The following is a 14,771-nucleotide window of genomic DNA, read 5'->3' as shown; positions in this document are numbered from 1 at the left end:
GACTGATCACCCTCCAGCCAGGAGGGGGAAAACGAATATTTCCTGGCCATCGGTCAGAACGGTTTCCGGGTCACGGATTACATTCCCCGATGTAGCAAAGGATAGAGGACCTATTCTCAGCTTCTTTCTGACCTTCTCCTGTAACTCCACAAAAGTCGCTGTAGCTAATTCTATCTCCTCATGGGGTAAGTCAAGTGTAGAAGCATAAATGACCCGTACCTTAATCATCTGCAAGCAACCTCACCAGAAATTCCCGGGGTACAGTACCGTCCGGGTTCCAACCCCGGACCCGGTAAAATTCCGGTAAATACTTTTCTATCTCCGGCACCATCCCGTAAGCACCGCCTTCGGTAAGAGCTTTCCTAATATGGCCGGGCAGACGGTCGTCCGCGGGGCTGCTGCCAAGATTAAAGGATATGGCTCTCTTGATAGTCAGGGAATTGCTTGCTGCAACCATCAATTTTTCCAAACTCCATGGTATTCCAGTGATGTAAGATAAAGCTCCTATCATCACTTTTACCGGTGTAAATGTGAAGTTACATTTTACCAGGCAGTTGTCCAATTCCCGCAGACTTTGGTGATAAGCCACTTTTGAAACCCTACCGTCCAGGTTGTCACGTGGCCCAGCCTTGATGTCCAAATCATCATCCTTTAACAGCCCTAAATCCACCTGGAAGAAATCGCCGCGCTGATGGCATGCTCCCCGGGGACCTGTAGCGTATGTCAATGCCTGCCCGATAAAGGCCCTGGGTTCATGCATGGGGATTTCAAGGCCGCGTACAGCTGCTGCATATTCTGGAGATAGACCCAGTTCCTGCAAAGTCTTAACCGTACCCTGGCCCACCAGCCTGCCTATCCCTCGATTTTCCCCTGTAAGCCGAAGGACCTCCAGGATACCCTGATGGTCACCAAACTCGGGGACTTCGGTCATAAGTTCTTCCGGCAACATTTGTTGCTCTTTTAGATACATAAGCAGAGCCAGAGTAACTCCTGCGGAGATAGTATCATATCCGTAACGGTTGGCCATGTCGTTGGCTTCAACTATGGTATCCAGATCAAAGTTTTCTACCAGGGGGCCAAAGGCTACCGCTGTTTCGTACTCGGGGCCGTCAACAATTCTACCCCTGAATTTAAGCTCTCGACCGCAAGCAACCGGGCAGCCCCAGCAAGCTTTGGGCTGGACAGAGTATTCCTCCCTGAACCTTCTGGCATTCAAACGGTCAATAGGAAACAACCCCCGGGTGAAATACTTCACCGGAACATCACCAAAATAATAACCGATGTCAAGGTAACCCAGGGTACCAAATTGGGTGGAGAGCACTGATGATTTCCGGTAGCCGGAAGTTAGTTCCCTGGCTAAAGCTTTTAAGGATTCTGCGTCCGCTACAGGTACTTCACCCTCCCCCTCTACAACTATTGCCTTCAAGTTCTTACTTCCGAAAACCGCGCCAAAACCCATCCTTCCAGCTGCCCGGCCATGATCATTGATCACCGATGCAATGGGGAGCAATCTTTCTCCAGCGGTACCTATACATGCTATGCTGGTGTTCTCTCCGTGGACTTTTTTCAACCGTGCCTGTACTTCGTAGCTATCAAGACCCTTCAGGTCATGACCAGCCCTTATTTCCAGGTTGCCCTTTTTAATTAGAAGATACACCATTTCCTGAGCTTTTCCAGTGATGATAAGGCCGTCAAAACCTGCTTTTTTCAGGTAAGCTCCAAATTTGCCGCCAGAAGTAGATTCGCCCCAATAACCGGTGAGAGGTGACCTCCCACATACTGCAAAACGCGAAGAGCCGGGAAGGATAGTACCAGTAACCGGTCCCGCCATGACAGCCGTGTAAGCTTCATCTGCAAGAGGGTCCACTTGGGGTTTCAGGTGGTCATAAAGCATCCTGGCCGCAAGACCGCTACCACCGATAAATTTTTCTGCTGCTCTGACAGGTGTGGGTCTTATTTCCACTATCCTGGCAGTCAAATCTACAAAGCCGATTTTCCCCGTATAACCTGACATTATTTCACTCCTTCCCCAACCTGTCCTTTATAGGAGGCCAGAATAATTTCCTCATAGTCCGCAGGCGTAACTGGTATCGGGCTGAGTACGGTGCACGTGTCCATAAGTGCTACGGAAACCAGCTCACCAAGAGATGCTTTCAGTTCCTCATATGTTACCTTCAAATAAGCCGAAAATTTATACTGAAAACCTATTTGGTCGTAGAAAGCAAGTAGACCGTTTAAAAACTCTTCACTGTTTTTATAATTTAATGCTCTGGCAAGCTCAAAGGTTTTGGCCAGGTGCCTGGCATAGAATTCGTAAACATAGGGTAGAAACACACCTACGCTTAAACCATGATGCAAACCAAATTTCTTGCCAAGGGTGTGTCCTAAAGCATGGTCGATGCCCGGAGCAGCATTATTAAAAGCCAGGCCGGCGAGATTCGCCGCTATCAACATTTTCTGCCGCGCTTCCAGGTCCCGGCCATCGGCTATGACCCGGGGCAGGTATTTAAATATTAGTTTTATGGCTTGCAAAGCATAACCATCGGTATATTCATTAGCCCAGCCACCGCTCAGGTAAGCCCCTACAGCATGCGCCAGGGCATCAACACCCGTCCACATGGTTAAAGTTGGAGGTAACGAAACGGTAAAACGAGGGTCAAGAATGGCCATATCAGGAACAAATTCCGGATGGGTGATGCTCACTTTACGGCCGCCGTCAGTGATAACTGCAGCTGAAGTTGCTTCGGAACCGGTTCCGGCTGTTGTGGGAATAGCGGCAAAAAAAGCCTTCTTTCGGAGTCCGAGAGGTTCTACGGGATTTATCCTGCGGAAATCGATATCCGGCTTTTCGTAGAGCATCCAGATCACTTTCGTAGCATCGATGACCGACCCGCCGCCAACAGCAATGATTAACGAAGCATCGCTTTCTTTGGCCGCGGAAGCACCTTCCAGGAAATTTTCCACCGGAGGTTCAGGCAGGACTTCATCCCACATCTCCACGGCAAATCCGGCTTCAACCAGAACATTTTTTACTTTTTCAGCTGAAGGTCGTACAGCTTTGTCAGTGATAATTAAGGCCCGGTTGTTACTGGCTAATGCTCTACCCATGACACCAAGACTGGCCAGCGCTCGAACCCCGATAAAAATTCTTGGAGCTATAATACGGGTCTGCAGGCCGCGAACTGCCGAGGTACCTGAAATAGTATAAAGCCTTCTTATTTCCGGGCTTTCAAAGATGTAACTCCCTTTTGCTTTCATTAGTATCCCTCCTGACAAACTCTTTTTGACTGGATATGGCTCCCGTTACCTTTGTTCTTACCCCCCTTCCAGAAAGACTTTCAGAATATTTTTATATCTGAAAAACTTATTGCACATCACTGTATAAGGAGCAATTATTATGCCAAATAATCATGCACCGGGTAACACCTCAGAGCTGCGGCAGCTGTCGCACCGTTACCAGGCTGGCTGAATACAATAAGATGTCCGCGGTATGCCATATTAAGGATAGAACTTTTAAATGTTTCATTAATTAACAAAACGAGTTTCAAATTAAAATAGAATCCCAAGTATCGGATTAAGCCTCCAAGCCCGTTTCTTCCAGAATGAGTCTGTACGGGGTCTTGTGAGCCATTTCTCTCATAACCCCTTGAAAATATATTGGACAGATGGAACCTGAACCAGTTATAGTTTAAGGAGAAACGGAGCTTTTCACGTTCCTGTTACAAAACCCCGTTCATAGATTGATGAAAGGGGAGCGGTAACCCCTGAGTCATACTGAACCTGTACTTTCAGGAAAAATCCTCAAGATAAAAGGTGGCAGAAAAATGTCTTGCCTAAAACTTGCCATTGTTCAATTCCCCCGTGACCATAAAGATTTGGAGAAAAACGTGGTACGCATGAAGGAGTATATCAGCCAGATCCCGCCGGCCATCGATGTAGTTCTGCTGCCGGAAGATTGGCTGGGTGCAACAGTAGTGGACTGGGGAAATTACGAGAAAATTGTGAGCAGCCTTTATGATATGTTAAAAAACAAGAGCTGCCTGCTTGTGTCCGGGGCCCAGTATGTACGCACAAAGGAGCGTATCTATTCCCGGGGCCTGGCTCTGACCGGTCAACCGGACTCCCTCGTTTATTTTGAAAAGCAGTTCCCCTCTTCAGCCATCGGTGAGCGAAAATATGTCTCTCCCGGTACCCAGCTGCCGGTTATCATGTACCGCGGGTCAGGCATAGGGACAGTTGTCTGCGTGGATTTAATGTACCCGGAATTAGTGCGCAGACTGGCATTACAAGGAGCTGTCCTGATACTTAACCCCGCCAACATCCCGGCCACAAGAATGTCACTCTGGCAGAGCATTGGGATCACCCGGGCCTGTGAAAACACCGTTTTTGTGGCCATGGCCAACAACACCGGAACCAGCTATCCTGACGGCCGGCAGGTACTGGGAGAAAGTTTTGTGGCCTATCCTGAAGGTTATACCCTTTTGACGTGCGGTCAGGAACCAGGCGTTTATTGCTTCGACCTCGATCTATCGGTAATTGAAAGGGTACGCTCACGATGGCCTTATCTGGAGGATGCCCGCCTTTTCGTTCAAAAATAGAAACACCCATGTTTCAACAGGTTACCGGCAACCTGCCAGCATTTCGAGTATTAGGGTTATTTTTTGAACTAGAAATCCGGCTCAACATCTATTCATTAAAACCACCACCCGGGTTCAAAAGCTGGAATGGTTTTTGCGTATTTTTAATACTCTGAACATTAGCACATTTGGAGGGGTTATTAGTGGAAAGGATTTGGTTAAAAAATTGGCCGGAAGAGCTACCCCCAAAACTGTCCTTTCGACTGGGCGAAATACCGCTTCATGACTATCTGCGCGCAAATGCCGCCGCAAAACCAGATGATGTAGCCTGCATATATTACGGACGCATTTATACCTGGCGCCAGCTTGATCAATTTACTGATTCGCTGGCCAATTTTTTAGCTCTTCATGGAGTGAAAAAAGGTGACAGGGTAGTCCTGTATATGCAGAACTGTCCCCAGTATCTCATCGCTTATTACGGAGCACAAAAGCTTGGAGCAATTGTCGTACCGGCCAGCCCGATGTTCAAGGAACACGAACTGGCTTATGAAGTAAATGATGCCGGTGCGAAAGTACTGGTTACAACCAATGACCTATACCCTGTTGTAGCCAGAGTGCGGGACAATTCTTCCCTCGAAATTGTGGTTGTGGCCAGTTATCAGGATTTCCTCCCGCCTGAGCCGACCATTCCGGTACCACCCGAACTAAAAACAGATAAAACTCCAATTTCCAATACTTTTGACCTGATGGAGATCCTGGACACTTATCCTGCTGTTGTAAAAAGTGTGCAAATTGATCTGTGGAACGATATAGCCCTGATGGTTTACACTTCGGGTACGACAGGACTTCCCAAAGGTGCCATGCTGACATACGGCAATACCCTTTTTAAAACAGCGGCCAGTTATCATGCTAACAATTTTAGCCCTGCAGATATTTCACTTGCTGTAATGCCGGTTTTCCACATTGCCGGGATGGTTATGGGACTGAATATGCCAGTTTACGGTGCATATCCTACCGTCTTGTTAACCCGATTTGACCCCGGTACAGTTATTGCTGCTATTGAAAAATACCGATGCACTACCTGGTACAGCATCGTCCCCATGAACCTGGCGATAATGAACCACCCCAACATCGAACAAAGAGATTTAACTTCCCTAAAGCGTAACCCATGCACAAGTTTTGGCGTCCCACTGAATGCGGAAATTGCTTCCAAATGGCATACGCTCACTGGTGGCTGCCTGTTGTTTGAAGCTGCATATGGCCTTAGCGAAACGCACACAGGTGATACTTTTATGCCCCAAAAGAAAATCCGCTATGGAACGTGTGGAATTCCGACATTTGATACAGACGTCAGAATTGTTGATCTGGAAACGGGTAAAGACTTACCTCCCGGCCAACAAGGGGAAATTGTCATCCGAAACCCCGGAGTATTCAAGGGCTACTGGAACAAGCCAGAAGCAACAGTCAGGACCTTAAAAGACGGTTGGGTTCATACCGGCGATATAGGTTTCATTGATGAAGAAGGGTACCTGCATTTTCTGGGGCGACTGAAAGAAATGATTAAGTGCTCCGGTTACAGCGTTTTTCCGGAAGAGGTGGAAATGCTCTTGCTCAAGCATCCCGCAATACAACAGGCAGCGGTAATAGGAGTGTCCGATCCGGTACGCGAGGAAAGCGTGAAAGCTTTTGTAGTCTTAAAAGACAGTTATAAAGGCCGCGTTAGCCCGGAAGAAATAATTGCCTGGGCTAAAAATAATATGGCTGCCTATAAGTACCCGAGGCATATAGAGTTCCGGGAAAGTTTACCCACGACAGGTACGGGTAAGGTACTGCGTCGGCTTTTGAAGCAGTAATTATTTTTAGAGAAACAGCAAAAATATTCTCAATAATGAGATATTTACAGAACCTGTTATCTAATGTTATGATTTATACATTAAATACAGCAGGGTGCCCAAAACAGGGGGTGGCGAGATGGAAAATGCTTATGCCAGCATTTTTCACGGTTCCTATGACGGGCTGGTGCTGTGTGATAACCGTGGCGTCCTGCTAAATGTGAACGAAGGTTACCGCCACATTACCGGGGTTACTCTCCAGGATGTACGTGAAGCACTGGGACGACCCATGGATGAGCTGGTCGAAGAGGGAGTAGTTACCCCTTCGGTAACATTGGAAGTACTACGCTGCAAGAAAACTGTAACGCTGCTGCAGCGTATCAAAACCGGCCGGACAGTGCTGGCCACCGGCAACCCGTTTTTTGATGAAACAGGCCGAATTAAGTATGTTGTAACCAATGTGCGGAGCAATAGCTGGCCTGGTCTTCTGGACATTAAATGTAGCCGGGGTACCCAAGCGAAACATGCCATAGAATATGTCTGGGATGCCGGAAAGGTACTACCAGTGGTGGTAGCAGCCAGTCCTGCCATGCAAAAAGTACTGGAGTTGGCCCGGCGAGTAGCAGCATCAACCCTGCCGGTGGTAATTTGCGGCGAATCGGGAACGGGCAAGGATGTGGTGGCAAGATTTATCCACGCTTGCAGTCTTGTTGCGGACGGTCCTTTTGTGCCGGTAAACTGTGCAGCTGTACAGGAAAACTTGCTGGAGGCTGAGCTCTTCGGCTATGAGCCGGGTGCATTTACCGGTGCCAGCAAGCGGGGCAAGGAAGGATTGGTGGAAGTAGCCCACGGAGGAACACTTTTCCTGGACGAAATAGCCGAGATACCGGTACGCATGCAGGCCAAGCTTTTGCGATTTTTACAGGACGGTGAATTGTACCGGGTGGGGGGTAGTCGCCCAAGGTGTGTCAGGGTGCGCCTGGTATGTGCTACAAACCAGGATTTGCCAGATATGATCAACAAGGGCCTGTTTCGTTCCGATTTGTATTACCGTATTTCCGGAATGGTTCTGTCTTTGCCTCCACTGAGGGAAAGGCGGGAAGACATCTGGTTGTTGGCAGAACATTTCTTAAGGCAGGCCGGGCTTAAATACGGTAGAGAAAAGGCGTTTGACCCGCAGGTGCGGTCACTATTTGAGTCTTATTCCTGGCCAGGCAATGTGCGGGAATTACAGAGCATGGTGGAAAGGATTTATGTCCTCACAATGGGAGAAATAATTGGCCCGGACGATGTGCATGAATTTCTGGAACTATTCCACCAACCAACGGGTATGTCTGTATCTGGTTCCAGCAGTAAAGTTGGTGATTTCAAAGTCTTACAGGAACAGTTCGAGAGGAATCTCTTGCAAAAGGCCATACAACAGTATGGCAGCATCCGGGGGGCAGCCAGAGCTCTGGGACTGGCTCCAGCCACTGTGATTAGAAAATTGAGAAAATATAAAATTAAATAAGACAAGCAATTGTGTTTTATTACAGAAACAGCTTGTTTTATTAAGTTACCGTTCCCATGCGGTGATTTTTTATTTTTCTGACATCCCGACTTCCACTAATAGTTTGGATAACTCAAAGATTTACACTGCCTGGTCCGGCTATGACCACTATCAATATGGCGTTTTGGGGTTTAAACAGAGGTTTGAAAACCGGCGTGAATTAACCGCGGGCCAGGCAGTTAAATAAGCACTCTGCCCGCAAAAAGCTCTGGAATGATTTTTGCGGTATTTATTATGACAAAAAAGGAAAGGGGTGTCCTATGTGGCTGAACCTTACGAAGCTTTCTGGCCGGCCCGCCTGCCCAGATACCTTACTTACCCAGAGGTGCCGCTCTACCGGCTGTTAGAGGTAGCGGCCGAGTTTTATCCCGACAAGACAGCTATTAACTACTACGGTAACCTGATCAGTTACCAGCATCTACAGGATCAGGTAAATAGGCTAGCCGGAGCACTGGCAGCACGCGGTCTGCAGGTCGGGGACAGAGTGGCACTGTACATGCAGAACTCGCCACATTACGTGGTAGCTTTTTACGGTGTACTGCGCGCCGGGGGAGTGGTGGTACCGGTAAACCCCATGCTAAGCAGGCATGAATTGCTTTTTTTACTGCAGGACAGTGAGGCTTCAGGCATTATTACCACCAGCGATCTCTATCCGCGAGTCGCTGAAGTAGCAGAACAGGCCAGTTTAAAATTTATTATTACCGGCCTGTACCATGATTATCTACCGGAGGAGCCGCTTCTTCCCCTGCCGGACACCGTGAAAGGGGCTCCCCAACCCGAAAGAAATTCTCTGACATGGCAGGAAATTCTGCAGGAAAATTTGCCGCCACCAGCAGTACAGGTAAAAGCGGAACAATTTTGTTTTCTTCCTTATACCTCCGGTTCAACCGGCATACCCAAAGGGTGTATGCACACGCACAAAACTGTCATGGCCAACCTGATCAGCTCCTATTACTGGTTGACCAATACTGTTTCCAGCGTGCACCTGACGACTTTGCCGTTATTTCATGTCACCGGACTGGTGCACAGCATGCTGGCACCGCTTTACGCCGGGGCAACACTGGTACTGCTCACCCGATGGGATAAGCAAGCAGCTCTGGAAGCCATAGAAAGATTCCGTTGCACGCACTGGGTGAACATTACCACCATGCTGATTGATTTTCTCACTATCCCGGATTTAAACAAGCACGATTTGAGCTCCCTTGTGGCTGTAGGAGGAGGTGGAGCGTCTTTACCGGAAGCCGTGGGCAAACACCTGGAGGAACTTACCGGACTTAAATATATAGAAGGCTATGGAATGACAGAGACAATTTCCCAGACACATTTCAACCCACCGGACCGGCCTAAATTGCAGTGTATCGGTATTCCTGACTTCAATGTGGACGCCCGAATTGTGGATGTGGAAAGCGGGGCAGAGTTACCGCAAGGTATGACCGGCGAACTGGTAGTCAATGGACCGGAAGTCTTTCTGGGCTACTGGAAAAGACCACAGGAAACAGAAGCATCCTTTATTGAACTGGACGGGAAAAAGTTTTTCCGAACCGGCGATATAGCCCGTATGGACGAGGAAGGTTATTTTTACATTGTAGACCGCACCAAACGCATGATCAATGCTGCCGGTTACAAGGTCTGGCCGGCAGAAGTGGAAAGTTATCTTTACCAGCATCCGGCTATTTTAGAGGCCTGTGTGGTTGGTGTAGCGGACCCGGTACGGGTGGAAGAAGTACGGGCTTATGTTGTGCTGCGTGAAGAGTTTAAAGACAAATTAGAGGAAAAAGAATTGATCGCCTGGTGTAAAGAGAGAATGGCGCCCTACAAATATCCGCGCCAGGTCGTGTTTGTTGACAGCCTGCCCCACACTGCCACGGGCAAGGTAAACTGGCGCCTGGTGCAGGAAACAGCTCACAAGGAAAAGGAGGCTTGAGCAATGTATCGGATTATACCTCTGCAAGTGGCAGAAATTATGGCCCCACTTGGTATTGTGGCGATGTTCGGTGATATGCAAAAAATGCTTGTAGCTCCGGTGTTTGTTTTTTACCTGGATGGCGGAGACAAGAAAATTCTGGTAGATGCCGGAGTGGGCTCACCGGATAGCAGTGGCATCGTACACGGTTTCCCGGTTATAGGTGGAGGAGAACAAGGCTTGAGACAGGCTCTGTCCAGAGTGGGAGCAGAACCCGAGCAAATTGACATTTTAATCCTCACACACCTGCACTTTGACCACTGTGCCATGTTACCGTTGTTCCGACGGGCACGCATTATTTTACAAGAAAAAGAATGGCAGACGGCGCACAATCCTGTGCCTGTTGCCCGTGCGGTATACGAGCACGAACTGTTTACTGTTCTGGAGCGCATGAACCTGGTATTGGTCGACGGGGACTGTGAGATAGTACCGGGTGTAAGAACATTATTCCTGCCCGGTCATACGCAGGGGATGCAGGGCGTGGCTGTAGAAACCAACCGGGGCACTTATGTACTGGCCGGTGACCTGCTTTACAGTTATTACAATTTAGATCCCACCATAACTTCTTTGAAAGACCTGCGAGGGAACGAACTCACATTAACACCTCGCCCTGATTTGCCCTTCTTCCCGCCAGCTGTGCATATTGACTTGAGTGCATGGTATGCCAGCTGCTGGAAGGCAGTAGGTGTAGCCGGTGGCCGGGAGATGGTCATCCCGGGACACGACCCAGCTGTAGTGGAAAAAACTTTCGGTGAGTAAAAAAACGTGATAGTAGTTTACTAATATCCATTCAGGAGGGGGAAAAAGTGACTTTGGTAAGGGGTGAAGATTATCTGGCACGTTTGGCCAAAATGAGACCCAACGTTTATATCAACGGCCAACTGGTTGACCGGCTTGACGAGCGGCTCAAAGGTGGCATCAATATCATTAAAGAGACCTTTGATTTGGCGTCACTTCCCGAATGGCAGGAATTATGCGTGACCGAGTCGCATCTTGGATTGGGCAAAATCAACCGCTTCTGTCACATCCACCAGAGTAAGGAGGACCTTCTGCAAAAGCAGAAAATGACCCGCATGCTCTGCCAGCGAGTGGGTGGTTGCATTCAACGTTGCATGGGTATTGATGCTTTAAACGCCCTTTCCGTGGTGACCAAAGAAATGGACAATATTCTGGGGACGAATTACAACCAGCGTTTTATTGAATATTTGAAATTTTTTCAGAGCAACGACCTGGCTGCTTGCTGCGCCCAAACCGATGTCAAAGGCGACCGCAGCAGGCGGCCGCACCAGCAGCCCGACCCGGACTTATACCTGCACATTGTGGAGGAGCGGAAAGACGGCATTGTGGTGCGGGGAGCCAAAGCGCACAATACGGCTGCTCCTTATGTGGACGAGATCATTGTTCTGCCCACCCGGGCCCTAACACCACAGGATCGCGCTTACGCCGTGGCTTTCGCCATTCCCGCCGACTGGCCGGGCGTCAAGTTGGTAGCCAGGCCGGCTTACCCCAGAAAGCGGGTTCACATGGAAGCTCCAGTGTTCCGCTACGGTGATGCCGAATCTTTCACTATCTTTGATGACGTGTTTGTACCCAAAGAACGTATATTCATGCAGGGTGAGTACATGTTTGCCGGTTTTCTCGCGTTGATGTTTGCCCACTTCCATCGTCACTCCTATACGGGCTGCAAGCCAGCCATTTCAGACATTATCGCCAGTGCCGCCGCTCTAGTTACCGAGTATAACGGTATTGAAAAACTGCCCCATGTTCAGGAGAAGATTTCCCATATCATTGGAACGGCTGAACTGGTCTATGCAGCAGGTATAGCCAGTGCCCATTATTCCGAGAAGTTTTCTTCCGGTACGCAAGTTCCGGATGAAATCTTCACCAATGTGGGGCGGCGTCATGCCGGGCAGAATATATACCACGAATATGAAATCCTGGCGGATCTGGCCGGTGGGCTGTGTGCTACACTGCCCTTTGAAGAAGACTTTTTCAGTGCAGAAAACGGCAGACTTCTGCACAAGTATATCCAGCGCGTCGCAGGTGTGGCAGTGGAAGATGTGCACCGTTGTTACCGTCTGCTGGAACACATGATTGTGGGCGATATGGCAGGCGTCATGCAAGTTGCCGGTATACATGGTGGCGGTTCACCGCAGATGGAAACAGTCACCATGATGCAGAGATACCCGATGAGTGAGCTTAAAAAAGTGGCAAAATATCTGGCCGGCATCGATACTAATTTCCTTTATTTCGAACGGGAAACCGTAACCCCGAAGAAGATGCTGGAAAAATACCAGTCCGGCCAAGGCAATTGAAATCTTACCATATTGGATAAAGCCCGGGGGAAATCCCCGGGCAATTTTTCATATGTTATTTCTGCTCATGAAACCGCAAATTCTTTTAGAAGCGACCTGGCCGCGGTAAGTCCCAGCACTTCATTTGAACCATCCTCAATCATGGAACTCCTTGCGTCTCTGAACAGCTTTTCAATAAAGTACTCCTTGCTGAGACCGTAGCCGCCGAAAAGCTGGACAGCCTCGCTGGCAATTTCAAATGCGGCATTGGTACAAAAGACTTTCGAGGCAATGGAATATCTCGTCAACGCCGGGAAGTTGGTCAGGTTATAGTTCATGACCGCCCTGGAAAGGGCCCTGGCCGCCTCAACCTTGTAGAACATGTCGAACAGCTTTTTTTGTACTAACTGGTGTTCAAAAAGGTATTTCCCGCCCTGTACCCTGACCCTGGAATAGGCCAGAGCTTCTTCAAAGGCGGCCCTCGCCACACCGGTAAAAATGGCTCCCATGGTAGCGTTAGCAATGGCCAGGGTCGATTCCAGCATGGATTCGTAGGTATCGGGCCGGACAAGCATAAGATGATCGGGAAGCCTTACGTTATCAAAAAAGATCTCGCCCTGCGGCAGTTCCCGCTGTCCCAGCTTATTCAAACACCGGCCCCTGGAAACCCCCGGCAAGTCAAGCGGTACCACAGCGATCCCCCCTCCGGCAAGCCCCATCGACTTTTCGATGTTTAAAAAGAGGAGGGCGTGGGTGGCCTGGGGCCCATTCGAAACCCATGAGGACTTCTGCCCGGTGATTACCCACTCGTCCCCGTCCAACCTGGCCGAAACCTGGCCGGTTATGCTGGGATCATAAAACCAGGGCGCACCTGGAGAGAGCTGGTCAGAACCATGGTCAGGCTCAGTAATGGCCCAGCAGCCGATAAAACTGCAGTCCTTACTTTCTACGTAGGGAACAATAATCTCCTCAATGATGCGGTCGTCGGGTACCATGGAGGCAAAGAAGGCTGGAAAACAATCAACTCCAAGAGACACAGCAAAGCCGGCACTCCCCCAGCCCAGTTCTTCCCAGAACAGGTGGAGCTCCAGGGGATTAAGGCCCAGCCCCCCGTAAGTATCCGGAATAAAAACCGTATGGTAACCCAGCTCTTTCATCTTTCTCATACAATCCCAGTAGACGGAATCTTTTTTTATAACGTCTTCGGGGTTGGCCAGCTTATCCAGCGCAATGGATGCAGGGCGCAGCACTTCCCGGGCAAACTTGTGCACGGATTTTTTTAAATCAATCTGCTCGTCGTTCAGTTCGAAATTCAAATCAAGGTAATCCACGGTACATCCCCCTTATCCATTGAATTTATAGACGTTGCCTGCCCCGGGATCGAAGTTATCCCGGAGAACCCTGTCAAGGTTCTTTTCCGAGGCTGTTTTTGGTATTTCCTCCACGATCTGAACATAGGAAGGAATAAAATTGCGTTCCAGCCCGGCCAGACAGGCTGCAAAAATAGAGTTGGGATCGATGGATCTGCCGGGAAAGGGAACGACGGCGGCCACGATGTCGCTTTCCCCGGGCGCCCCGGAGGAAGCGGGGATGCCGTAAACGCACACGTCACAGACATCGGGGTGCTGGGCAATGATTTTTTCGATCGTATCCGGCTGGATGAATTCACCCTGTCTACGCAAGCCGCCGCCCGCCCGGAAGTCAAAATAAAACCAGCCTTCGCTATCCCGGTGGCACATATCCCCCGTCCTGAGCCAGCCGCCCCGGGTTTTTTCCTCCGAGGCCTTCTGATTGCCGTAATATTCCACCCGGGTAGTCCCCCGCACCATCCGGCAAATTAGCTCGCCGATCTCACCCGGTTCGCACTCCGTATCGTCCTCCCGCACCACCTTCATCTCCATCACGCCTTCCAGGGGCTTACCGAAGGAACCGACCGGGCCCACTCCCGGCGGGTTGTGAGCAAAACCCCCTTCCACGGCCCCGTACCACTCGTGGATCTTTACCTGGAACCGGTTTTCGAAATCCCTCCAGATGGCTGGCGGGGTTCCGGCACTGAGTACAAGTCGGACGGGGTTATCGCCGTCGTTTTCTTTCACAGGCTCGCTGTAAATGCCCATCATCATTCCGCCCAGGAGGGAAAAGGTGGTACAGCCGTATTTACGGCAGATGTCCCAGATCCGGCTCTTGGTAAATTTGTGGCTAAAAACCGCTCGTAGCCCCAGGTAAAGGGCCGGAATGAGAGTGACCGCCTGGGCATTTCCATGGGTTAGAGATAGCCCCGTATACAGTACGTCGCTTTCCTGATACTGCCAGACCTTTTGAGCAAAAAGTACGTACATGCCCAGCCGGTCCTCCGTAACCACCACACCCTTCGGATTCCCCGTAGTACCGGAAGTGTATATGATCTCCAGCGGTGCCTTCAGGTCGTTTTTCCGGTAGTCCGGGGGTCCTGCCTCCGGCCCCGCCAGATATTCGTTCAGGCAAGGGTACCGGTCGTTAACGGGCAACCCGAATAAATCCTTATAAATGACTCCCAGTACTTTAAAATCCTGGTGC

General features: G+C 49.7%; 11 protein-coding genes. 6 read left to right on the top strand and 5 right to left on the bottom strand.

The genetic code is table 11. The features are described from left to right. Positions 1–6: 6 nt before the first annotated feature. From ACPLUI_RS04610 to ACPLUI_RS04600, 3 genes are read right to left on the bottom strand one after another with little or no spacing between them, the layout of a single operon-like run. Complete coding sequence (locus ACPLUI_RS04610) at positions 7–228, bottom strand: hypothetical protein (RefSeq protein ID WP_424659101.1); 222 nt, start codon at positions 226–228, stop codon at positions 7–9. After that, positions 221–2,014: an aldehyde ferredoxin oxidoreductase family protein gene (locus tag ACPLUI_RS04605; protein WP_424659100.1), complete on the bottom strand. Its 1,794-nt coding sequence runs from the start codon at positions 2,012–2,014 to the stop codon at positions 221–223. Before ACPLUI_RS04605 ends, ACPLUI_RS04610 begins: the two co-directional genes overlap by 8 nt. Further along, positions 2,014–3,258 carry an iron-containing alcohol dehydrogenase gene (locus ACPLUI_RS04600; protein ID WP_424659099.1) on the bottom strand — a complete coding sequence of 415 codons (1,245 nt, stop codon included), beginning with the start codon at positions 3,256–3,258 and terminating at the stop codon, positions 2,014–2,016. The genes ACPLUI_RS04605 and ACPLUI_RS04600 overlap by 1 nt, the downstream gene beginning before the upstream one ends. Before the next feature lie 566 nt (positions 3,259–3,824). Here ACPLUI_RS04600 and ACPLUI_RS04595 point away from each other — a divergent pair. The 6 genes from ACPLUI_RS04595 to ACPLUI_RS04570 all read left to right on the top strand — a co-directional run bounded on the left by ACPLUI_RS04595 (position 3,825) and on the right by ACPLUI_RS04570 (position 12,236). Continuing rightward, positions 3,825–4,598, top strand: coding sequence for a carbon-nitrogen hydrolase family protein (locus ACPLUI_RS04595; RefSeq protein WP_424659098.1), 774 nt, complete (start codon positions 3,825–3,827; stop codon positions 4,596–4,598). A gap of 182 nt (positions 4,599–4,780) precedes the next feature. Beyond that, positions 4,781–6,430 (top strand): AMP-binding protein, encoded by a 1,650-nt coding sequence (locus ACPLUI_RS04590; RefSeq protein ID WP_424659097.1) that lies wholly within the window; start codon positions 4,781–4,783, stop codon positions 6,428–6,430. A gap of 118 nt (positions 6,431–6,548) precedes the next feature. Continuing rightward, positions 6,549–7,919 carry a sigma-54 interaction domain-containing protein gene (locus ACPLUI_RS04585; RefSeq protein ID WP_424659096.1) on the top strand — a complete coding sequence of 457 codons (1,371 nt, stop codon included), beginning with the start codon at positions 6,549–6,551 and terminating at the stop codon, positions 7,917–7,919. Positions 7,920–8,220: 301 nt separating this feature from the next. Next, positions 8,221–9,882: a long-chain-fatty-acid--CoA ligase gene (locus tag ACPLUI_RS04580; RefSeq protein ID WP_424659095.1), complete on the top strand. Its 1,662-nt coding sequence runs from the start codon at positions 8,221–8,223 to the stop codon at positions 9,880–9,882. Positions 9,883–9,885: 3 nt separating this feature from the next. Next, a complete protein-coding gene (locus ACPLUI_RS04575; protein ID WP_424659094.1) occupies positions 9,886–10,680 on the top strand; it encodes an N-acyl homoserine lactonase family protein in 795 nt (264 codons plus the stop codon). 47 nt (positions 10,681–10,727) lie between these two features. Then, positions 10,728–12,236: a 4-hydroxyphenylacetate 3-hydroxylase family protein gene (locus tag ACPLUI_RS04570; RefSeq protein ID WP_424659093.1), complete on the top strand. Its 1,509-nt coding sequence runs from the start codon at positions 10,728–10,730 to the stop codon at positions 12,234–12,236. 65 nt (positions 12,237–12,301) lie between these two features. Here the strand turns inward: ACPLUI_RS04570 and ACPLUI_RS04565 are convergent, their stop codons facing one another. Further along, positions 12,302–13,546, bottom strand: coding sequence for an acyl-CoA dehydrogenase family protein (locus tag ACPLUI_RS04565; RefSeq protein WP_424659092.1), 1,245 nt, complete (start codon positions 13,544–13,546; stop codon positions 12,302–12,304). Between the two features lie 12 nt (positions 13,547–13,558). Then, the coding region (locus tag ACPLUI_RS04560) for an AMP-binding protein (protein WP_424659091.1) at positions 13,559–14,771 on the bottom strand (1,213 nt) is incomplete at its 5' end.

It is taken from the genome of Desulfofundulus sp. (genome assembly GCF_049701015.1).
Taxonomy (GTDB): domain Bacteria; phylum Bacillota; class Desulfotomaculia; order Desulfotomaculales; family Desulfovirgulaceae; genus Desulfofundulus.
Note: the sequence above shows the minus strand (reverse complement) of the source record. Positions and strands in the feature narration are given on the sequence as shown.